The sequence below is a fragment of the Rhodohalobacter mucosus genome (assembly GCF_003150675.1).
GTDB lineage: Bacteria > Bacteroidota > Rhodothermia > Balneolales > Balneolaceae > Rhodohalobacter > Rhodohalobacter mucosus.
Map to the genome: position 1 here is coordinate 87,432 of NZ_QGGB01000006.1, position 21,069 is coordinate 108,500.

Genomic DNA, 21,069 nt, shown 5'->3' on the forward strand with positions numbered 1-21,069 from the left:
CGCCTTCAAGCAGGGAGGGGCGAACCATAGTGAAATCTACGCTTATGCCCGCAGGGTAAGGGGGAGTTTTTTGGTTCATTAGCCTTAAGGAACCATCCCCTCCCATTGGGATGCCTATGGGGAATTCCCCACCTTGGGAAGGAGGGGACTTATTTCGTCGTCAATTCATCGATTTTATATCGACTTCACGACACGTTAATTAAAAAAAGCCATTCAACCCGGTGAGGGTGAATGGCTCCGGAAAGATATAGATCGTGCTGTTGAATTATGCCAGGCTCTGTGCCTGTTCCGGCCACAATTCACGCAGCTCTTCAGGCAGAACCTTGAGGATATCCTCAATTTCCCCTTCAGAGATATGATTGTTGAGTACCCTGAAAACAGTCTGAACGGCGTGCATACTGTTTATTTCAGGTGCTTTGTCTGAAAGATACTCATCGATATGCTCAAGAAATTCTTCCTGAGACCTGTCTTTACGCGGCGTTGCAGCCGGTTTCCAACCCTCGTAGTAAAAGCCGCTCAGCAAAACCGGCAGTTGCGCACCTATGTGCGCTGCTGTTTCAACCTGCAACCGGTCGCGAAGTGCATGGAGGGTGCCCCGGAGTGCTTTAAACGCCTTTTCCCGGTCGTGAAAATTGCCTTCCACGCTTACTTCATCAATTAGTATCATTGTTTTTTGAACTGTTTTGTCAATTACTGGAAATGCTGCCATGACTGTACCTCTTTTGATTTTTTTAAGCTTTTCAATTCTGTGATTCAGTCTGAATATGAATCGTCTCCGATCGTACCTTTAAAACAGAAATGAACAGAATAAAATTTCGATAAAACCTTTGAAATCCTGCTCTGCCATTGATTTCCGGCAGATTTCAGGCCAAAGCAAAGCGCTATTCGTCCATTCCCCCTCGGCTCAATCCTGACAGGACGGGCAAAAGTAGCCTGACCTCCCCGCTGCGGCTATTTTCTCAATGGTTCCGCCGCATGCGGGACACGCTTCATTTTCCTCCCTGTGTTCCAGCAGAAAATTGTCCGGCATCGGCCGTCCCTGATCCAGGCACTCCACTCTCGTTTCGATAACCGACCGCATTGTTCTATAGATCTTCTGAAGGTCGTCTTCACTCAGATCGCTTACTTTTCTTTTGGGATGAATGCGCGACTGGAACAGAATTTCATCCGACTGCTCATTGCCGATTCCGGCCATCAAATGCTGATCCATGAGTGATGATTTGATCATGCCTCTGCGGTTCTCCATCAGCTTGCGAAAGGTTTCAAAGCTGAACCCCTCAGAAGAGATATCGGGACCCAGCTCTTTGTCTTCAATAAATGCCTCTTTGGCTTCAGTTAACTCCAGCCTGCCAAACATGCGCATACAGTTAAACGCCAGCTTATAACCGTTATCAAAATGGAAAACCGCCCGGGGATAATCGGGTTTATGGCCTTCATTTTTGAAGTAGACGGGGCTTCCCGTCATTCCGAAGTGCATCACCAGGTAGTGCGCGCCCGTAGAGTGCAAAAACAGGTATTTGCCGTAATTGGAGCAGGATGCAAATGCATGTCCGGACAGGTGTTTTTTGAACTGCTGCTCACTGTCATTGGCCAGAATCTGGTCGTTGAGTACCTCAATATCCGCAATAGTCTGATTCAGGGCGGTGGATTCGATGTAGTGCTTAAAATGTATTACTTCGGGCAGTTCCGGCATATCCATTTGGGCTGAGAAGGTTAATCATGCTGTGATTTACGGCACACTCAGAAAGTTGTCATTCTATGTACTAAATATTAAACGAAACAGGCCTGTTTTTTTGTTCCATTAATAAGCGTTCAAACAATTTAAATCATTATGCCCGTCCACAATAGTGACATTTCCGATATGTTAAGAAAAGCGGCAGATCTGCTTGAAATTGAGGGCGCTGATGAGTTTCGGGTACGATCGTATCGGCAGGCCGCACGGTCGATTGATAACCTGACGGAAAATCTGACCGATAAAGTGTCAGACGGGGAAGATCTCACCGGCATTCCGGATGTGGGTGAAAGCATTGCGGAGAAGATTGAGGAGATTGTGAAAACCGGCTCACTGAAGCAGCTCGAAGAGATCAAAAAGAGGGTGCCTGAAGAGCTTGCTGATCTGCTGAACCTGGAAGGCATTGGCCCCAAGCGCGCCAAAGAGATATATGATGAACTGGATGTTGACAGCATTACTGACCTCCGTGAGGCCGTAGAAAAACATAAGGTCCGGGAGATCGAGGGCTTCGGCAAAAAAACCGAGGAAAAAATCGGGAGAGAACTTGAGCGGCAGAGCAATCAGGAATCGCGGACACTTCTGTCGCGTGCGGAAGAAATCGCTGAACCGCTGCTTGAATATCTTAACGAGTGCAAGGAGGCAGACAGGATTGTGATTGCGGGGAGTTACCGGCGGCGTAAAGAGACTGTGGGTGATCTGGATATTCTGGCTACCGGTGAGGATGAGGAAGCCATTGCAAATCATTTTGTGAGTTACGAAGACGTGGATGAAGTGATTAAAAAGGGGGAAAAACGCACCTCTATTCGCCTGAAATCCGGTCTGCAGGTGGATATGGCCGTTCTTTCCAAAGAATCGTTCGGGGCGGCACTGATCTACTTTACCGGTTCCAAGGAGCATGGAATCCATCTGCGCGAACGGGCTCTCGCCCGCGATCTGAAAGTGAACGAGTACGGCATCTTCAGGGAAGGCGAAGACGAACCCATTGCAGGTGAAACGGAAGAAGAGATGTATGAAGCTCTCGATTTGGCCTGGGTGCCGCCCGAAATGAGGGAGAACCGCGGGGAGATTGAACTGGCGGAGAAGGATAATCTTCCCGATCTCATCACCCTTGACGACATCAAAGGGGATATCCACATGCATACAACCTATACCGACGGAGGAGCCTCCATAAGGGAGATGGCTGAGGCAGCCCGGGACCTGGGTTATCAATACATCGCGATAACCGACCATTCAAAGCGCGTAAATGTAGCCGGCGGGCTTGATGCAGACGAGCTGGCTGAGCAGCTGAAGGAAATTGACGAATTGAACGATGAAACAGACGGGATCCGGATTCTGAAGGGTGCCGAAGTGGATATTCTGGAAGACGGATCGCTGGACCTTCCGGATGATATTCTGAGCCGGCTTGACCTGCGTATCTGTTCGGTGCACTACCACATGGATATGGATAGCGATAAACAGACCGAGCGAATCCTGAAGGCAATGGACAATCCCTGGTTTGACATCCTGGCACATCCAACCGGCCGTCTGCTGCAGAAGCGTGAGGCGATGGAGCTGGACCTGGAAGCCATCATGGATAAAGCGGCGGAGAAAAAGATCCTGATGGAAATCAACGCCAATCCTGAACGGCTGGACCTCAATGACCGCAACTGTAAAATGGCCATGGAAAGGGGATTGATGATTTCCGTTGCGACCGACGCGCACAGCATAGGTGATCTGAAAAACATGAAATACGGTGTGTACCAGGCGCGGCGCGGCTGGCTTGAACCCAAAAATGTAGTGAACACCCTCGGAGTTGATGAGCTGCTGGAACACTTTGGCAAGAACGGATGAACGAATAAACAATAAACGGGTACCGGAGCTGAATTATGGGCAAGGAGAATAAGGATGTGGATCTGACACCCGATGTGAATATCGAGGGGATATCATCCGCGGATGAGGCCGATCAGAGTATTCAAAAGCTTCGGGAAGCCATCCGGTATCATAACTACCGCTACTACGTGAAAGATGATCCGGTCATCTCCGATTCCGAATACGATACGCTCATGGAGCAGCTCGAGAAGCTGGAAGAGGAGTATCCGGACCTGAAAACGGATGACTCTCCCACCCGTCAGGTGGGCGGTGAGCCGAAAGATGAACTGGGTCTTGTGGATCACCCCGAACCGATGCTGAGCCTGAAGTCGGTGAAAGAGTCAGAGGAGGTGAAAAAATTTGACGACACCTGCAGGAGTGAACTGGATAAAGATTCGCAGGTTTACACGTGCGAACCCAAGTATGACGGCCTGGCCGTTGAACTTATATATGAAGGCGGAAAACTGACAACGGGCAGCACACGCGGCGATGGTCAGACCGGGGAGGATGTAACCGGCAACATAAAAACAATCAGTGAGGTGCCCCTGCGGCTGATGGAGGAGCCGGACCGGGAAGTTCCGGATAACCTGGTGGTGCGGGGAGAGGTGTTTATTTCGAAAAAGGATTTTGCGGATATGAACAGGCGGCGAAGGGAAGAGGACAAAAAACCCTTTGCCAACCCCAGAAACGCAGCGGCGGGATCTCTTCGCCAGCTCGATCCCAATGTTACTGCAGAGCGCCCCCTTCGATTTTATGCCTACCAGATCGCAGGTGCTGAAGATCATGGGTTTGAATCGCAGCGGGAAGTGCTTCAAGCCCTGCCCGGATGGGGATTGAAAGTAAACGGCGAGTTGAACAAAACATTCGGTACTATCGATGAGGTAATTGACTATTACGGTGAGCTGGAAGAGCGGCGCGAAGACCTTGAATATGAAATAGACGGAATGGTTTGCAAGGTGGATGATATTGACGGTCAGGCTGCGCTTGGAGAGCGCTCCAGGAATCCGCGCTGGGCAATTGCCTGGAAATTTCCGCCCAAAAGGGAATCATCCGTAGTTGAAAAAATTGAGGTGCAGGTTGGAAGGACCGGCAAGCTGACGCCGGTAGCCCATCTTGAACCGGTGAACATAGGCGGGGTAGAGGTGAGCAGGGCATCTCTTCACAACCAGCACGAAATAGACGAGAAAGATATTCGGATAGGGGATAAGGTTATTGTGGAAAGGGCGGGCGATGTTATACCCCAGGTGGTAAAACCGATCAAAGAGAGCCGCGACGGATCGGAGAAAGAATTCACCATGCCGGATAGATGCCCTGTATGCGGTTCGGACGTTGTGATGAGCGGGGATAAAAAACAAACCCACTGCCCCAATATAGATTGCAAGGCACAGGTTCAGAGGCGCATAGAGCATTTCGTGTCAAAGGACGCTATGGATATTGAAGGCCTCGGCGGAAAGCGGATCAAACAACTGATGGATCAGGGGCTGATTGAAAAGACGGCAGACCTCTACAGCCTGAAAAAAGAGAAGTTGGCTGAACTGGATGATTATGCAGAGAAGTCAGCCCGGAATTTGATGGATGAGATCGAAAAGAGCAAAAGCGTGAAACTGGATGCATTTCTCTATGCTTTAGGCATTCCGCATGTTGGAAACCACATGGCACGAGTGCTTTGTGAGCACTTCGACACCCTGGATGATCTGAAAGAGGCGGATGAATCAAGGCTCAGAGAGATCGATGAGATCGGACCCGAAGTTTCAAAGGCCGTAACCACGTTCTTTGGGGAGAAGAAAAACCTGGAAACGATCGACGACATTCTGAGCGCAGGAGTGCAACCTGAAAATCCATACGGCGGAAAGCAGAAACAGGTACTGGACGGATTGAAATTTGTGTTCACGGGAGAACTTGAAAACTGGACCCGGGATGAGGTGAAAGAGATGGTGGAGCGCCTCGGGGGACGGGCTGTTTCAAGCGTAAGCGGCGAAACGGACTATGTTGTTAAAGGGCCCGGGGCCGGTTCAAAACTGGATGATGCAGGGGAAATGGATGTTCCCGTAATTGATGAGGATGAATTCAGGGACCTGATTGATAAAAAGAGAGAATCGGGTTAAAAAAGTTGGAACAGGTTTACATTAAGGTAAACATAACGTGAGTTTGATATCAGGAAATGAAACGTGATTTATTCAATCCCACGCCCAGCAGGGTAACAGGCGGAGGCACATCATTTGAAATGAATGGGTAGTGGATTCTGTTGTATAAATGAGGTTAATTACTCATCCTAAAATTTGGGAGATATCATGCAAATCAAAGACTACTACGTTCCGGTTATTCATTCATTTGATTTTATCGATAGTGAAGAGGAAACCAGAGAATCGATCAAAACGGTACTGGGTGTATTGGCTACTTCAGTTTCTGAGGAAATGGTAAGAGATTTTTCGGCCCAGCTGCCCGACTGGCTCGATTATGATGCTCTCCGGGGTGAAAACAGGAATACGATCTCCAGGATACCGGCGGATTGCAAGGAGGTATTGAAGGAGGAGTACGGATTCGACGACACGGATGCGGAAGCCCTTATGTACAAGGTTGTCGCGATCACTGTTCAGAACAGTACGGGGAACCTGGGTGATCTCATTCTGGAGCTGCCGGATGAATGGGAGGAAGTGTTCAATCAGTCGCCCAAACGCGAAAACGTTGAAGATGAACCGGTAATCTGAACGAACATCAGCAGGAGCCGGATGAACAGAGATCCGGAGTGCCCATAATTCTGAGACAAAACTGGATGGGAAATCTCGCAGACACGTAAAATTGGCGGGGTGTGATGAGCAAAAAAAGGATGACCTATGTTTGGAGGTGCACTTCCCGTTGGTATGACGGAGGACCCCTAGCACCATGAAAGAGGCATCCGGTACACGCTCATTCCGGGGCCGCATGAAGAGCATTTGACTGCAAACAGTGTATAAGAAAAGATAAAAGAGAAAGGAGTAAACAGCTATGAAAACATTTCAATTTAATAACGGTGATGAGTTGCCTGCGATCGGCCTTGGAACCTGGAAATCGGAAAAAGATGCGGTTGGCAGAGCGGTGAAAGAAGCACTTGCAGCCGGATATCGCCACATTGATTGTGCGGCTGACTATGACAATGAAGAGTATGTGGGCAAGGCGCTTTCTGAATTCTTTTCAGACGGGGAGATTGCGAGAAAGGATGTATGGGTTACATCCAAACTCTGGAATAACGCCCATAAGGAAGAAGATGTAATTCCTGCCCTGAAACAGACGCTGCAGGATCTTCAGCTGGACTATCTGGACCTGTATCTGATTCACTGGCCGGTTGCGTTCAAGCCGGATGTAAGATACCCGGAAGATGACGGCGATTTTCTTTCTCTCGACGAAGTGCCATTGATCGAAACGTGGTCTGCCATGCTGAAAGCAAAAGAGCAGGGGCTGATCCGGCATGCGGGAGTTTCAAATTTCAGCATCAAAAAGTTGAAGAACCTAGCTTCTCAGACGGATGACACTCCTGAAATGAACCAGGTTGAACTCCATCCCTACCTGCAGCAGCAGGAACTGGTGGATTATTGCCATGAAAACAACATCCACGTAACCGCGTATTCGCCGCTGGGAAGCAGTGACAGGCCGGATGCCCTGAAAAGGGATGACGAACCGAGCCTGTTAAACAATGATACTATCGAAGAGATTGCGGCGAAACATAATGCAACGCCCGCTCAGGTGCTTATAAGATGGTCGGTTGAGCGGGATACAGCGGTGATTCCGAAGTCGGAAAATCCGGGCCGAATCAGGGAGAACATCAAAAGCATCGAGCTGGATCTGGACGAAGGGGATATGAATAAGATCAGTGATCTGGACAGGCATTTCCGATATGTACACGGCAAGTTTTTTGAAATCGGGGATAACTCGTACGACAACATTTTTGATGACTGAAAACGAGTTGTCCGTTGATTGTCAGTCCGATTTAAACTGATCAAATCCGTGAGCGCCCGGGTCAAAATTCCGGCCGTTTTTGAGGAAACGGACGCCTGCATTGCCATCCGAAACACTGCCGATCACGGAGAAAGGGGTATCGGGAAACGAGTTCTGAAAACTGCGTTTCAGGTTCTCCTCCCTGTCGCTGTGAAAAGAGAAAAGAAGAGCATAATCTTCGCCCGCCGTAAGCGCAATCTCCTCAGGAGACCATGAAAAAGCATTGCACACCTCCGCAAGCACATCGCTCACGGGAAGACGGTCTGTATGAATCGTGAGTTTTGCGCCCGACTGTTTTGCAATATGGGCGGCATCGGAGCGGATTCCGTCAGACACGTCTATCATGGAGTGAACGAATCCGCTTTCGGCAAGAAAAATGGCTTCCCGCACATAAATGGTTGGACGATTGTGGGCGCTGATTAGGTGCCTGTGAAGGGGCAGGTCCGGAGAGCTCGATTGCTTAAGCAGCCGAAGCCCCGCTCCGGAGTCGCCAACCCTGCCGATTAAGCCCAATTTATCTCCGGGTTTCGCGCCTGAACGAAGGAGAATGTTCTTTTCCGGGATGGATCCGAGTACCGTAAAATTGACGATAACGGAGTTGCTTTTTACGGTATCGCCACCGATCAATTTCATACCATGAGTATCACAAAGTCCCTTTATCCCGCCAAAAAAGCCATTCAGCCAGTCAGGATCCGTATTCCCGGGAAGGCCAATGCTCAGCAGTGCATACCGGGGTTTACCACCCATTGCGGAAATATCGCTGATGTTCACAGCAAGAGACGTATAGCCAAGATCTTCAGCTGAAATCCAGTTGCGTTTGAAATGACGCCCTTCAACCAGCATGTCGGTAGTGATGAGTGTGGCAAATCCGTTCGAAGTATTTCGAATAACGGCACAATCGTCACCAATACCCATTGAATCGTGAGTGTTGCCTGACCCTGTTAAACGGGCGATGCGTTCAATCAGGCCGAATTCACCCAGTTCTTCCGGTGATTCCTCTTCATCAAACCAATTCATGTTATCCTTGCCATCTGTTCTGTGCAGGTTGAGGTTCAGGGAATGTATTCAGGGAAAAAATCATTTTTATATATAGAGACGAATCATAGAAATTTGTCAATCTTAAACCTTAGATAAAGGGGAAAAATGAACAGAGAGCAATATATTGATAATATGGCCGCGAAACTGAAAGAGTGGAATGCAGAAGTGGAAAAGCTGGAGGCCAAAGCCCAGCGGGCAGGCACGGATGCCAAAAAAGAGATCAGCAAGGAGATCCAGGAATTGCGTACCAAAAAGAATGTGGCGCAGGATAAGCTGGATGATGTAAAAGAGGCCGGCGAAGATGCGTGGAAAGAACTTCAAACGGAAGCCGAGGACGCTTTTGAGGACATTAAAAGTGCCCTGGATAATGCAGTGAACAGGTTTGAGGATATTTGATATTTGGTTAGTGGTTGGTGGTCAGTGAAATAACAGACGTCAGACGTCAAACGTCAGATGTGTGTATTAAGATGTCGGTAGTGAGGTCTGCAACCAGTGGAATGGCATTGTATCCATTAACCGGATAAGCTCTGATTGAAGAGTAGTGACCGGAGATCTCTGAATGATCTTCTTCAAAGGCTCTTTTCGCTACGCGTTCAAAAAATGAGCCCTTTCCATTTCGAATCACTTCTGCCTGCTCCTCACAGCTTTCTTGAACTGCGAAGTAGTTAGCGTAGTGGAGCCTTCTGCCCTCTGCGGCCACTTACACACCGTGTCACTTGAGCGAAACGCATCCAACGGGTGAACTGTTGTTCAATAAGAAGACAAAATATTCAATAACAAGGATTTAAAATATGAGTACCGAACAGGAAAAGATGACCGCCGCCTATATCAATGATTTTGGAGGACCGGATAAGGTGCAAACCGGCGAACTGGACAAACCGGAACCGGATGAAGGAGACGTGCTGGTGCGAGTGGGTGCTGCCGGCGTCAATCCCGTAGATGCAGCCGTCGTGCAGGGGATGCTGAAAGATGCCATTCCTTCAGACTTTCCGCTTATTCCGGGGTGGGACCTTGCCGGTACCGTGGAGGCAAGAGGTTATGCAGCCCGAAGATTTGAGGTAGGGGATAAGGTTATGGCGTATGCAAGACGGCCCGTGATACAGCAAGGAACATTTGCGGAGTATGTTGCGCTGCCCGAAGCGTACCTGGCGCGCAAACCCGAATTCCTCAGCATAAAACAGGCCGGGGGCGTGCCTCTGACCGGGCTTACGGCCTATCAATCGCTTTTTGATGCGGGACAGCTGAAAGAGGGCGAAACGATTGTGATTCTGGGCGCATCGGGAGGCGTTGGATCATTTGCAGTGCAGCTGGCCTCCTGGAAAGGAGCGCGCGTAATTGGCGTGGCGGGTTCGTCTAACCAGGAGTACATGATAGAGCTGGGGGCGGACGAAACCATCGACTACAGCGCAGGCGATGTGGGAGAAGCGGTTAACGAAATTGCTCCCGACGGAGTTGATTTTATTTATCACTGCTCTCGCGGTGATTCACTGAGTCAGTGCGCCGATACGATCAGGCAGGGCGGACGCCTGATTTCCATTACCGACAGCAACCCTGACCGCCGCGATGACGTACGCTTCGAATATGTTTTTGTGGAACCCAATGCTTCTCAGCTCGGTCACCTGGCCCGGCTTGCCGATGGCGGACATCTTGATGTCAATATCACCCAAACCTGGCCGCTGGACGAAGCGGATGAAGCTCTTAAAAGCATCTCCGAGCTGCACACAAGAGGGAAAACGGTTGTAACGGTTTGAACTGCGTAAGTGATGGACGATGGACGATGGGCGATGGACGATGGACGATGGACGATGGACGATGGACGATGAGTGACTGGCGACTGGCGATGAGTGACTGGCGATGAGTGACTGGCGATTTACAGCTGACTACCGTCTTGACAATTGCCAACACCCTGTACCTCGCACCCCCTGGTCTGCGAAGCTTTCCTGATCTGCGAAGCTTTAGCGTAGTAGTTAGCGTAGTAGACTGCACCCTAAAAACCGAACGCACCTTTCAGCTCCATCTCTTCTATGATGTGTTTATTTACTGTTTTCAATACTATTTATCATTGAAAAGGCAAAAATCGGGTTTACTATCCGAAATAGTAATCAGTAAGAACCGGGCAATTCCAAATCAAGCACCTCAAGTCGTATGTTGTCTTCAGTGCTGCTGTTTTTACCCGTCAGTTTGTTTCCGTTGAACGATACCGGGAAAAAGTGAGGCGCCACACTGCAATAAACAGTCTCTTTTGACACCTGGTTATGGAGCACGATGATTTTCTCGCTGCTGCCGGCATAAAATGAGGAGATAACGACCCATTCTTTGGTTGCGAATAGGTCGTGGTTCAATGGCAGTTGACCCGATTTATCAATGAACTCTTTCAATACAGGTTCGACATCGAGTATGGGTTCCAGCCGGTTTGTCAGGTAAGCTTTTGACAGATGGTTGTTTTTACGTTCTGTTTGATTGACATAGGAGATCGAATCGATGGCACCTGTAAGTAAGTTTCGTTTTTGCCATTCAGATTGATGAGAATTTAATAAATAAAAATAGTCTCCATTTTGGCTCCAAAGCGGTTGACGCGCCAGCGGATGATCAATGTACAGCCCATTGTCTGATTCAATTTTTTCTGTGCCTTCAAATTCAAATAGCAGCTCATCAGAATTGAATGTGCCGTCTGCTTTGTACAAACGATAGCTGTTCGCACGGGTTATATTAGCTTCAAAATGATTCAAGAGAGTATAAACACCTGAAGGTGTCACAAATATGTTCACCAAAAACATTGTGTCGGGAACGTCCGGTGAAAAAGAGGTTACATAATCGATCTCATCATCAGCAATCTGAAATTTGCTCACTCTTGTCAGATTTCTGTCGAGCACATATAAATATCCGTCTGATCCCCTGTGCAATTGATTAATTAATTCAAATTCACCCGGACCCCGGCCCCGGCCTCCGGCTGATGCAACGTCACTTCCGTCCGCCTTAAGCAGGTTAAGCGTCAGCAGCGACAGATCAACAACAATCAGCCGATCGTCACTCCACCTCAGGATGTCGCCAAGCCTGTTTACAGTTGGTGTATTTATTTCAGTGCTTCCGATCACAGCAACTTCCCGGATTTCACTGGTTAACTGGGCCAGGAATAGATCCTCTGATTTGTCATATAGAGACTGATTTTCAGTGCATGACAGAAAGATGAAAAAACCAATAACTGCAGTAAGATTTTTATACATGAACCATAACTTAAGCTTTTTCAGGAAAGGCTTGTTGCATGCAAAGATCCCTCAAATTTTTACACATTTGGTTATGTTCTGCATACCCCCATGGATCTTCAAACTGATCGTTAGGATTACTATTAAGACATGAAATACCAATATCATTACATATGATAACACATTCGTAATCGCATTGATTTGCATGTAAATCTCCCGTCGTAACCGACAATGATATACTTATCCACAAGATTATAGGTATAATGATTTTTTTTGCCATAAATATTTTCAGTTAATAGAGGGTGTTGAAGCTCCCCTTTATTTCGAGGTGTTGGTTAATAAGAAGCAGATCTTAAGGAAATCATCAGGATAGACACTCATGTCGCAAACCATTTTTATGAATGAGCGATTTCAGCTCGGCATCCTAAATCAATTGGCAAGCAGGTCCGGTCAGATTTCCCGTTCCACCAGGCGGATTCATTAACTTGACGGCCCGCTTGACCGGCTTCAAGCTGATTCCTAAGGTTTGATTTACCCCGGACTCACCCAAACACAGCACCGTATTGGAAGATCTGATCATCAAAGATATATGCAGCCTGTCTGGCGATAAAACCAGACGAAATCCGAGATACAGATCGCCTGGGAGCTGCGGTTTGGGCGAAAAAAAGTCAATAAGGTGCTCCCGAAAGAGAGAAAACCTTAAAAAATCTACACTATATGAAAGAACAATGGCTGTTACGCCATTTTTTTAGAAACATGGCAGTTCAGGCCTCCTTATAGTAAGAACCAATCCAAGCCAGATCCTTACAAAAAAATAAATCGCTCATCAATCGTCACTCCCTTCGACTCCGCTCAGGGCAAGCATCGTCGATCACATATCACTTACTTTTGAGTGATCAAAAGTAATCAAAAATCACCGGCGAGCAGATTCTCCGGCGGATCCGTCCTTCGCGGGTCGGTGAAAAACCAATGGTCCATCCCAATGGTCATCGTCACTCTGAGATCTCACCGGTATGATTTTTCACTATTCGCCCCGCTCCGGTCGTCTCTGATCGCCGGATAATCTGCAGGCGGGGAATGATGTGTGAACTACTATGGACGATGGTTGATGTTTGATTTGGAATAGATCAAATATATCGTCCATCTACCATTAACCATTGACTTTTATAAATCATAAGTTGCTCATCGTACATCACATAACCCCCGTTTCTCTATTCATCTGTTCATATGTTTTCACTGCCTTTTGCCTTCTGCCTTCTGCCTTCAACATGCAACCTTCAACCAAAAAGTCGAACGCATCCCGTAAACGATCTGTTTCTAATAGAAAGGGATAAAAACATTAACACCTACAAACTTTAACACATAGAAAAAATGGAAATCACAGAGAAAACACGTCGGGAACTGGAACGAAGAGTGGATGAACTGGAAGATTTTATTGCCAAAAAAGGAATCGGCTCAGAATACCTGCAGCGAGCCGAACGAGCACAGCGCGACCTGAATCTTGCACTTCTGTTCGGATCTGCCGCCGTCGCATTGGGCGTCGCTGCATGGACAGTATATAAGTTCAGAGACGGTGAAGGATGAATGATGGACGATGAATGATGAGTAATGGACGATTTGTTTAAGCACTGGAGTAGACGTTCCGCATTAAATATGTAGTTTTCATTTTAAACCTTTTGCAGTTCGTACGCTTCGGACAAAAATTGAGATGAGCTCGTTGCACTCTGAAAGTACATCCGACACCTCGTCCTCCCTTTTAATGAGTTTTGTTTTCTGAATAATCTTCAGACAAATAAATGTTTCTCTAAGTTCTTTGAGCACGAGCTGGATTTTGTGAATAAAATCCTTCCGGGACTCTGCTCCTCTTGCTTCCCCGTAATTCAATGCGCAGGATGTACCGCTACGTGCAATCTGACCGGAAAGTATTTGTCCGGTTCTGGAACCGGGAAGCTGAATTGATATCCGTAATACCTGCACGGAAAAATCGGTTAGTCTCTCCTCAAGCTCACTATTTGTCATTTGTTCTATCCATATTCAGTCTCTTTATTTAGTAAGAACCCAAACATCGAATTTCCTTACAAAAAAATTTACTGATGATTTGAAAATTGGGCTGATTTCAGATCTAAAAGATCAAATCGCCAGTCGCCAGTCACTCATCATTCATCGCCCATCGTCCATCACCCATCGCCCATCGATCCAGTTTGATATCTCGATGTTTATAGTTACACTTAATGTTGATGTTCATTCACTAACCGGACCCATAGACGGGTCATTCTGCAGACCAAACACATCTCAAAAATCTGACTATGGGAGCCGTTCAAAGAGTTACGTTCAACAATCGTATCAGCCGTGAATTCAGTCAAACGGTGAAAAAGCGTGTCGACGACTATTTTACCGAAAATGGCCTGTCAAAACATGCGAACGGACAGATGGTGCTTAAGACGGTGGTTCTGCTTACGCTCTATTTCGGGTCGTATGCATTGATTATCTCCGGCCAGTTTTCACTCAACGGCATGTGGCTGCTCACCTTTCTGATGGGTATCGGGATGGCTGGGATCGGATTTTCGGTATCGCATGATGCGCTGCACGGAGCCTATTCGTCCAATAACGCAGTAAACCGTGCGCTTGGATTTACCTTTGACCTGTTGGGCGCCAACGGATATATCTGGAAGATTACCCACAACATTGTTCACCATACCTACACCAATATTCACGGACATGACGAGGACCTTGAGGTTGCCGAATTCATTCGTCTGTCGCCTCATTCCGAATACAAGGCGGTGCACCGCGTTCAGCATATTCTTGCATTCATTGCCTACAGTTTCGCCACTCTGTTCTGGGTGTTCATCAAGGATTACCGGTATTTTCTGCAGCCCAATATTGGTCCGTACGAAAATAAAAACCATCCCGCGAGCGAGTGGGCCATTCTCATTTTTACCAAGCTCCTTTACTACGCCTATATGCTGGTGATTCCCATGCTCTTGCTGGAGATCACCTGGGTGCACCTGCTGATCGGTTTTGCTACCGTACATCTTACGGCCGGACTCATATTGGGTATTATTTTTCAGCTGGCGCACGTTGTGGAGGAGACCGACCACCCCGTGCCGAACGAGGAGAACATGATCGACGAGCACTGGATGATCCATGAAATGGTAACCACCAACAATTTTGCCCGTGAAAACAAGGCGCTTTGCTGGTACGTGGGCGGACTCAATTTTCAGATCGAACACCATCTGTTTCCCAAAGTGTGCAGTATTCACTACCCGGCCATCAGCCACATTGTGGAAAAAACCGCAGATGAATTTGGTATTCCCTACAATCAGCATAAAACCTTTTTCCAGGCCGTGGCTTCCCACTATCGCACCCTGAAGAAGTTTGGAGATCCGGAGTTTGTTTACGCGGAGGCGTGAGTCGGCAGAAGGAAGAAGTGAAAAGGCAAACGTCAGACGTCAAACGTGAGACTGATCTCTGATTGGAGATAGTTGATTGTCGATCTCAGAAGGATTTTTTAGTACTACACCCTGCACCCTGTTGCTCGGAGGTCGGTTTCTACAGTCGCCAGACGTTAATCGCCAGTCGTTAGTCGCCAGTCAGATCGACACACTTTAGAAGGCAGAAGGAAGAAGTGAAAAGGCAAACGTCAGACGTCAAACGTGAGACGGGAGAGGGTAGGGTGATCTCTGATTGGAGATTGTTGATTGTCGATCTCAGAAGGATTTTTTAGTACTACACCCTGCACCCTGAACCTTGAGCCTTGAACCCTGCACCCCGCACCCTGTTGCTCGGAGGTCGGTTTATACAGTCGCCAGTCGTTAATCGCCAGTCGTCAGTCGCCAGTCAGATTGACACACTTTAGAAGGCAGAAGGCAGAAGGCAGAAGGCAGAAGGCAAAAGGCAGAAGTGAAAAGTGAGACGGGAGAGGGTAGGGTGATCTCTGATTGGAGATAGTTGATTGTCGATCTCAGAAGGATTTTTTAGTACTACACTCTGCACCCTGTACCTTGAGCCTTGAACCCTGCACCCTGTACCTTGAGCCTTGAACCCTGCACCCTGCGGCTCGGAGCGCAGTTCCGACACTTCTGGGCACCCTGTAATGAATAACCCGATAGATTTCATCGCGCTACCACTACAGCAGGCATGGAAGGGTCTCTTTGGCTGAAATCCGGCGTTCTTTGTTTTTTTATAAAAGAAAAAGGAGAACGACTCCTTAACAGGCCGGTTCCGTGGAAACCGGTCAGTCAAACCCTTAACCCAAAACAACATCAAGGTGCTGAAATGAAAGTTGTGAAAAAAAGAACCCACGAACCCGGATCAATCGATCTGCTGAGAAGAGAAATGGATCAGTTTTTCGATGACCTCGTTCCTTTTTCATGGACCAGGGAAAAAGGCGGAAGGGCACTGTCAGCATGGTCGCCCAATGCCGATATGACGGAAGATGAGAAGGAATACATGATCCGTATGGATATTCCGGGAATGAAAAAAGACGACATCAACGTGAATTTTCAGGATGGCAGAATCACCATCTCCGGTGAGCGTAAAGAAGAGGAAAAAGAAGAGAAAAAAGATTTCGTTCGTCAGGAGCGCTATTACGGAAGCTTCTACAGATCGTTTACACTTCCTGAAAACGTAAAAGAAGATGAGATCGAAGCCAGGTTTAAAAACGGAGTACTGGAATTGGTCATTCCGAAAGCGGAAGTAGTGAAACCAAAATCAATCAAGGTAAATTGAGACTGAGTTAGTTGGGTAGTTGGTTACATAAAAAATAACAGAGCCTACATACAGGAGCATGCGCCGGCGGGTGGAACGGCCGGTGTTTCTACATCAGAGCCAGCGGTGCCGGTTTAGCCGGCTTGAGCATGATCACTATCGCAATGCAATCTGCGCCTGCACCGCTGCCCGTTTTGGTTGTTTTAGATTTTATATGTTGCAGAAATTTTACTGGATAGGGTATCCGGACCGGGGGAGCAGACTTACATCATGTGGAGATCCCGTCGCGGCGGCCACCAGCCCGGACAGAGCCCGATTCCTTATTTAATTAATTAATAAAAAAAATATCACCATGTTTTCAGAAAAAGTAGCCGTAGTAACAGGAGCTGCATCCGGTATCGGGCTGGAAGCGGCGAAAGCATTTGCTCACAAAGGGGCCGCAGTGGTCATGTCTGACGTGGACGAAGACAGACTGAAAGAGTCTGCAAAGGTTGTAAACATGATCAATGAAAAAACCCTTTCGATCAAGGCGGATATATCCAGTGAAAAGGAGGTGCAGCAGTTGGTGCGTTTTACGGTGGATGCATTTGGCGGCCTCGACGTTGCCTGCAACAATGCGGGCGTAGGCGGTGAGCTCAAGCCCACGGCCGACTATACCGTTGAAGAGTGGGATCGTGTAATCAACATCAATCTTCGGGGACAGTGGCTCTGCATGAAGTATCAGATTCCGGAAATGCTAAAGCGCGACAGCGGGTCAATTGTGAACGTGGCTTCCATACTGGGCAAAGTGGGATTTGCAAATGCACCGGCTTACGTGGCAGCAAAACACGGCCTGGTGGGACTTACAAAGTCTGCCGCCCTGGAGTACAGCGCGAAGGGAGTGCGCGTAAATGCCATCGCACCGGCCTTTATTGAAACACCGATGCTCGAACGTGCAGGCCTCACAACCGACCCGGAAGCCAAACAGGGGCTCGTCGACATGCACCCGATTGGCCGGTTGGGTCAGCCCGAAGAGGTGGCCCACGCTATTGTCTGGCTGGCGTCCGACGAAGCGTCTTTCGTGACCGGCCATACTCTCCTGGTAGACGGCGGATATATTGCACAGTAACACATATACATGGCCTGAAATGAAAAAAATGGACACAGGCTGAAATAGACAACCCACGATATACCCTGCCGGGCAACCGGTAATCCATTCATCAAACATATAAAACGGCAGGAGATCTTATTATGACACCAGAAAGTACTCAATACACCCTTCCTTTTACGGAAATGGGAATGGATGATCAGCCGAAAGTTGGCGGGAAAAACGCATCTCTCGGAGAAATGATACGGCACCTGAAATCGGCCGGCGTTCGCATTCCAGACGGTTTTGCTACCACATCCGACGCATACCGATATTTCGTTGAAGCAAACAAGCTGGAAGAGCCGATCCGGGAAAACCTGGATAAGTATCACAACGGTGAACTGGAGATCGACGAGGCGGGGAGAAATATTCGCCAGCTGTTTCAAAAAAGCACATTTCCGACAGCGCTGGCCGAGTCGATCCGGGAGGCTTATACCGAGCTGAATCATAAATACGCGGAGCAGTATGATGAGGATTCGGATACCTACAACGCTGATGTGGCCGTTCGCAGCAGTGCCACGGCCGAAGATCTTCCCGGAGCCAGTTTTGCCGGACAGCAGGAGACCTATCTGAACGTGCGGGGTGTGGAGGACCTGATGAAGGCTTGTAAAAGCTGTTTCGCATCCCTGTTTACCAACCGGGCCATTGTGTACCGCGACAAAAAGGATTTTGGGCATATGGACGTTGCCCTGTCGGTAGGCGTGCAGAAGATGGTACGGGCCGACAACAGCTGTTCCGGCGTACTCTTTACGGTGGATACGGAAACGGGCTTTCCCAATGCTCTACTGATCAACGGGGCGTGGGGGCTTGGAGAAAATGTTGTAAAGGGAACCGTGAATCCGGATCAGTACTATGTTTTTAAAAATCGGCTGGATAATCCGGACTACGTACCCATCATCGACAAGGTGACCGGCTCAAAGGAGATGAAGATGGTCTACTCGGGCGATGACGGCAATACAACTGAAAATGTTCCGACCTCCCTTGCCGAGCGTCAGCAGATGGTGCTCGAAGACGAGGAGATCATTCAGCTGGCCAAATGGGGCGTAGCTATTGAAAAACACTACGATAAACCGATGGATATCGAGTGGGTTAAGGAAGACAAGACGAAGCAGATCTACATTGTTCAGGCGCGGCCTGAAACCGTGCACTCGCTTAAGCTGAACGGCATGCTGAAGTCGTACAGGCTGCGAGAAAACAATCCCACGCTTCTGTTAAAAGGGCAGAGCGTCGGTAGCGTCATTACCACCGGAACGGTTAAGGTAGTGCGCGACACATCCGACCTGTCAGGTATTGAAGAGGACACCATTTTGGTGACTGAAATGACTGAACCCGACTGGGTGCCCGCTCTCAAGAACGCGGGCGGTATTGTAACCGATTTCGGCGGACGAACCTGCCATGCTGCCATTGTGAGCCGCGAACTGGGTATTCCTGCTGTGGTTGGGACCGACAAGGCAACGGATGAGCTGAAAGACGGTGACAAGATCACGCTATCGTCAGCTGAAGGAGACGTGGGCAAGATTTACAAGGGGTTGCTGGAATACAAGGTGGACGAAGTGGACCTCGGCAGCCTGCCCAAACCGGAAACGGAGGTGATGCTCAACCTGGCCACACCGGAGTCGGCGTTCAAGTGGTGGAGGCTGCCCGTGAAGGGTGTGGGCCTTGCACGGATGGAGTTTATTATATCGAATCATATCAGGATTCATCCGATGGCGCTTGTACATCCCGATCAGGTGGAAGATGAAGAAGCGTACAGAAAGATCCGGAAACTGACTACGGGTTATTCGGACATGAAGGAGTATTTTGTGGATAAACTCGCCAGCGGTATTTCAAAAATAGCCGCATCCCGCTTTCCAGATCCCGTAATTGTACGAACCAGTGATTTCAAGTCGAATGAGTACGCCGGACTGATCGGCGGAGAGGGATTTGAGCCGGATGAAGAGAATCCGATGATTGGCTGGCGGGGAGCTTCACGGTACTATCACGAGAACTACCGGGAAGGGTTTGAGCTGGAGTGCCGTGCACTGAAAAAAGTGCGCGAAGTGATCGGCCTTGATAATGTGATTGTAATGATCCCGTTCTGCCGTACCCTTACCGAGGCGGAAAAGGTGCTGGAGGTGATGGAGGAGTATGGATTGAAACGGGGCGAGAAAGGGCTGCAGATCTATATGATGTGTGAAATTCCGTCAAACTATATCCTGGCGGATCAGTTTGCGGAATTTTTTGACGGGTTTTCCATCGGGTCAAACGACCTTACGCAGCTCATCCTTGGCGTGGACCGCGATTCGGGCCTGATGTCGCATGTTTTTGACGAGAATGACCCGGCTGTTAAAACCGCAATTCGTGAGGTGGTGGAACGCGCGCATGATGCAGGAATCAAGGTTGGATTTTGTGGTCAGGCCCCAAGCAATGATCCGGAGTACGCTGCATTTCTTGTAGAATGCGGCATCGATTCCGTTTCCGTGGTGCCCGATAGCGTGATACGCGTAATCCACAAAGTGGCGGAAGCGGAAGGAAAGGGATGAATTGTGATTTGTGATTTGTGATTTGCGACTTGTGACTGGCGACTGAAAACTGAATTTCGAGCAGAAGGCGAATCCTGTAAGCTGAACACCACGCAGCATTTTACAATGTGTCAGGAAAAGGCAGAAGGCAAAAGTGAAAAAAATGATAGGTGGTAACTGGCGGAGAGACGGGGAAAAGTATACGGAAGACGTGAAATTCGATTGAATACCGTTTGAATTCTTTAGTCTCATTACTCACTACAACTATCTGCCAAATCCCGTCCTGCAATCCAAAACCCAAAACTCGAAACCCGAAACTCGAAACCCGAAACCCGAAACTCGAAACTCGAAACCCGAAACCCAAAACCCGAAACCCGAAACCCGAAACCCAAAACCCGAAACCCAAAACCCGAAACCCGAAACCCGAAACCCAAAACGGTGATCGACATGGAAGAGAAAAAGGTGACAGAAAGTCCATTATCGGAGGATACGCTGCAATATTTTAAGGAAAAGCTGCTCGCCAAAAGGGCGGAGGCAAAGGAGCAGATAGAGATCCTGAGCGACCGCAGGGATAATCTTGATGAAGCTGACGACGCAGACCGTTCATCTCTGACGCACCACCCGGGCGATGTGGGGTCGGAAGCGGAAGAGGATGAAATGAACTATCAGCTTCTGGAGCGGGAGAAAAAATATGTGAATGAGATCAACGACGCCCTTGAGCGAATTGAAAACGGTAACTACGGTATCTGTCAGGCCACCGGCAAGCCGATCTCAAAGGGCCGGCTGGATGCAGTGCCTCACACACGCTACAGCATGGAAGCCAAGGAGAAGGGATTGGTGGAAGATGAGTGATGGGTGATGTTTGACTTGTGATTAGTGATTGGCGATTGACGACTGGAAACAGTGTATCAGGGCTACAGCTTGTCAGTGCCAAGAGTTGTG

The 21,069-nt window shown here is 48.5% G+C and carries 19 protein-coding genes; 12 read left to right on the top strand and 7 right to left on the bottom strand.

The window, feature by feature from the left end; translation table 11 throughout:
- Positions 1-265: 265 nt before the first annotated feature.
- Positions 266-709: a DUF2267 domain-containing protein gene (locus DDZ15_RS08155; protein WP_109646598.1), complete on the bottom strand. Its 444-nt coding sequence runs from the start codon at positions 707-709 to the stop codon at positions 266-268.
- Between the two features lie 195 nt (positions 710-904).
- Positions 905-1,699 (bottom strand): Fpg/Nei family DNA glycosylase, encoded by a 795-nt coding sequence (locus tag DDZ15_RS08160; RefSeq protein WP_109646599.1) that lies wholly within the window; start codon positions 1,697-1,699, stop codon positions 905-907.
- Between the two features lie 132 nt (positions 1,700-1,831).
- Between DDZ15_RS08160 and polX the strand changes: the two genes are divergently transcribed.
- From polX to DDZ15_RS08180, 4 genes are all read left to right on the top strand, one after another.
- Positions 1,832-3,562: a DNA polymerase/3'-5' exonuclease PolX gene (polX, locus tag DDZ15_RS08165; protein WP_109646600.1), complete on the top strand. Its 1,731-nt coding sequence runs from the start codon at positions 1,832-1,834 to the stop codon at positions 3,560-3,562.
- 35 nt (positions 3,563-3,597) lie between these two features.
- Positions 3,598-5,685, top strand: coding sequence for an NAD-dependent DNA ligase LigA (ligA, locus tag DDZ15_RS08170; protein ID WP_109646601.1), 2,088 nt, complete (start codon positions 3,598-3,600; stop codon positions 5,683-5,685).
- Positions 5,686-5,871: 186 nt separating this feature from the next.
- A complete protein-coding gene (locus tag DDZ15_RS08175; protein ID WP_146198549.1) occupies positions 5,872-6,288 on the top strand; it encodes a DUF2267 domain-containing protein in 417 nt (138 codons plus the stop codon).
- A 277-nt stretch (positions 6,289-6,565) separates the two neighbouring features.
- Positions 6,566-7,513: an aldo/keto reductase gene (locus DDZ15_RS08180; protein WP_109646603.1), complete on the top strand. Its 948-nt coding sequence runs from the start codon at positions 6,566-6,568 to the stop codon at positions 7,511-7,513.
- A 21-nt stretch (positions 7,514-7,534) separates the two neighbouring features.
- Here the strand turns inward: DDZ15_RS08180 and thiL are convergent, their stop codons facing one another.
- The gene (gene thiL / locus DDZ15_RS08185; RefSeq protein WP_109646604.1) at positions 7,535-8,569 is read right to left on the bottom strand and encodes a thiamine-phosphate kinase; all 1,035 of its coding nucleotides are present in this window, start codon (positions 8,567-8,569) and stop codon (positions 7,535-7,537) included.
- Positions 8,570-8,695: 126 nt separating this feature from the next.
- On the opposite strand from thiL, the gene DDZ15_RS08190 reads away from it, so the two are divergent.
- Positions 8,696-8,986, top strand: coding sequence for a sll1863 family stress response protein (locus DDZ15_RS08190; protein WP_109646605.1), 291 nt, complete (start codon positions 8,696-8,698; stop codon positions 8,984-8,986).
- A gap of 46 nt (positions 8,987-9,032) precedes the next feature.
- On the opposite strand, the gene DDZ15_RS08195 is transcribed toward DDZ15_RS08190, so the two are convergent.
- Positions 9,033-9,290 (bottom strand): hypothetical protein, encoded by a 258-nt coding sequence (locus tag DDZ15_RS08195; protein WP_109646606.1) that lies wholly within the window; start codon positions 9,288-9,290, stop codon positions 9,033-9,035.
- A 91-nt stretch (positions 9,291-9,381) separates the two neighbouring features.
- Between DDZ15_RS08195 and DDZ15_RS08200 the strand changes: the two genes are divergently transcribed.
- Positions 9,382-10,341 (top strand): NADP-dependent oxidoreductase, encoded by a 960-nt coding sequence (locus tag DDZ15_RS08200; RefSeq protein ID WP_109646607.1) that lies wholly within the window; start codon positions 9,382-9,384, stop codon positions 10,339-10,341.
- Between the two features lie 351 nt (positions 10,342-10,692).
- Here the strand turns inward: DDZ15_RS08200 and DDZ15_RS08205 are convergent, their stop codons facing one another.
- Positions 10,693-11,814, bottom strand: a complete 1,122-nt coding sequence (locus tag DDZ15_RS08205) for an NHL repeat-containing protein (RefSeq protein WP_109646608.1) — start codon at positions 11,812-11,814, stop codon at positions 10,693-10,695.
- A gap of 10 nt (positions 11,815-11,824) precedes the next feature.
- On the bottom strand, positions 11,825-12,073 hold the full coding sequence (locus tag DDZ15_RS16615; protein WP_146198550.1) for a hypothetical protein: 249 nt from the start codon (positions 12,071-12,073) through the stop codon (positions 11,825-11,827).
- Between the two features lie 1,091 nt (positions 12,074-13,164).
- Here DDZ15_RS16615 and DDZ15_RS08210 point away from each other — a divergent pair.
- Positions 13,165-13,377 (top strand): hypothetical protein, encoded by a 213-nt coding sequence (locus DDZ15_RS08210; RefSeq protein WP_109646609.1) that lies wholly within the window; start codon positions 13,165-13,167, stop codon positions 13,375-13,377.
- A gap of 78 nt (positions 13,378-13,455) precedes the next feature.
- On the opposite strand, the gene DDZ15_RS08215 is transcribed toward DDZ15_RS08210, so the two are convergent.
- Entirely contained in the window at positions 13,456-13,812 is a 357-nt protein-coding gene (locus DDZ15_RS08215; RefSeq protein ID WP_109646610.1) for a four helix bundle protein, read from the bottom strand.
- Between the two features lie 287 nt (positions 13,813-14,099).
- Between DDZ15_RS08215 and DDZ15_RS08220 the strand changes: the two genes are divergently transcribed.
- From DDZ15_RS08220 to DDZ15_RS08245, 5 genes are all read left to right on the top strand, one after another.
- Positions 14,100-15,203, top strand: a complete 1,104-nt coding sequence (locus DDZ15_RS08220) for a fatty acid desaturase family protein (protein WP_109646611.1) — start codon at positions 14,100-14,102, stop codon at positions 15,201-15,203.
- Positions 15,204-16,068: 865 nt separating this feature from the next.
- Positions 16,069-16,521, top strand: coding sequence for an Hsp20/alpha crystallin family protein (locus DDZ15_RS08225; RefSeq protein ID WP_158278649.1), 453 nt, complete (start codon positions 16,069-16,071; stop codon positions 16,519-16,521).
- A gap of 331 nt (positions 16,522-16,852) precedes the next feature.
- Positions 16,853-17,608 (top strand): SDR family oxidoreductase, encoded by a 756-nt coding sequence (locus DDZ15_RS08230; RefSeq protein ID WP_109646613.1) that lies wholly within the window; start codon positions 16,853-16,855, stop codon positions 17,606-17,608.
- Between the two features lie 122 nt (positions 17,609-17,730).
- Positions 17,731-20,148: a phosphoenolpyruvate synthase gene (ppsA, locus tag DDZ15_RS08235; protein WP_109646614.1), complete on the top strand. Its 2,418-nt coding sequence runs from the start codon at positions 17,731-17,733 to the stop codon at positions 20,146-20,148.
- Between the two features lie 426 nt (positions 20,149-20,574).
- Positions 20,575-20,979: a TraR/DksA family transcriptional regulator gene (locus tag DDZ15_RS08245; RefSeq protein WP_109646616.1), complete on the top strand. Its 405-nt coding sequence runs from the start codon at positions 20,575-20,577 to the stop codon at positions 20,977-20,979.
- The last annotated feature ends 90 nt before the right edge of the window (positions 20,980-21,069 follow it).

Excerpts from the sequence above, each read along its gene's own strand:
- DDZ15_RS08155 (WP_109646598.1), bottom strand. The coding sequence starts at position 709 with ATGGCAGCATTTCCAGTAATTGACAAAACAGTTCAAAAAACAATGATA.
- DDZ15_RS08160 (WP_109646599.1), bottom strand. The coding sequence starts at position 1,699 with ATGGATATGCCGGAACTGCCCGAAGTAATACATTTTAAGCACTACATC.
- polX (WP_109646600.1), top strand. The coding sequence starts at position 1,832 with ATGCCCGTCCACAATAGTGACATTTCCGATATGTTAAGAAAAGCGGCA.
- ligA (WP_109646601.1), top strand. The coding sequence starts at position 3,598 with ATGGGCAAGGAGAATAAGGATGTGGATCTGACACCCGATGTGAATATC.
- DDZ15_RS08175 (WP_146198549.1), top strand. The coding sequence starts at position 5,872 with ATGCAAATCAAAGACTACTACGTTCCGGTTATTCATTCATTTGATTTT.
- DDZ15_RS08180 (WP_109646603.1), top strand. The coding sequence starts at position 6,566 with ATGAAAACATTTCAATTTAATAACGGTGATGAGTTGCCTGCGATCGGC.
- thiL (WP_109646604.1), bottom strand. The coding sequence starts at position 8,569 with ATGAATTGGTTTGATGAAGAGGAATCACCGGAAGAACTGGGTGAATTC.
- DDZ15_RS08190 (WP_109646605.1), top strand. The coding sequence starts at position 8,696 with ATGAACAGAGAGCAATATATTGATAATATGGCCGCGAAACTGAAAGAG.
- DDZ15_RS08200 (WP_109646607.1), top strand. The coding sequence starts at position 9,382 with ATGAGTACCGAACAGGAAAAGATGACCGCCGCCTATATCAATGATTTT.
- DDZ15_RS08205 (WP_109646608.1), bottom strand. The coding sequence starts at position 11,814 with ATGTATAAAAATCTTACTGCAGTTATTGGTTTTTTCATCTTTCTGTCA.
- DDZ15_RS16615 (WP_146198550.1), bottom strand. The coding sequence starts at position 12,073 with ATGGCAAAAAAAATCATTATACCTATAATCTTGTGGATAAGTATATCA.
- DDZ15_RS08210 (WP_109646609.1), top strand. The coding sequence starts at position 13,165 with ATGGAAATCACAGAGAAAACACGTCGGGAACTGGAACGAAGAGTGGAT.
- DDZ15_RS08215 (WP_109646610.1), bottom strand. The coding sequence starts at position 13,812 with ATGACAAATAGTGAGCTTGAGGAGAGACTAACCGATTTTTCCGTGCAG.
- DDZ15_RS08220 (WP_109646611.1), top strand. The coding sequence starts at position 14,100 with ATGGGAGCCGTTCAAAGAGTTACGTTCAACAATCGTATCAGCCGTGAA.
- DDZ15_RS08225 (WP_158278649.1), top strand. The coding sequence starts at position 16,069 with ATGAAAGTTGTGAAAAAAAGAACCCACGAACCCGGATCAATCGATCTG.
- DDZ15_RS08230 (WP_109646613.1), top strand. The coding sequence starts at position 16,853 with ATGTTTTCAGAAAAAGTAGCCGTAGTAACAGGAGCTGCATCCGGTATC.
- ppsA (WP_109646614.1), top strand. The coding sequence starts at position 17,731 with ATGACACCAGAAAGTACTCAATACACCCTTCCTTTTACGGAAATGGGA.
- DDZ15_RS08245 (WP_109646616.1), top strand. The coding sequence starts at position 20,575 with ATGGAAGAGAAAAAGGTGACAGAAAGTCCATTATCGGAGGATACGCTG.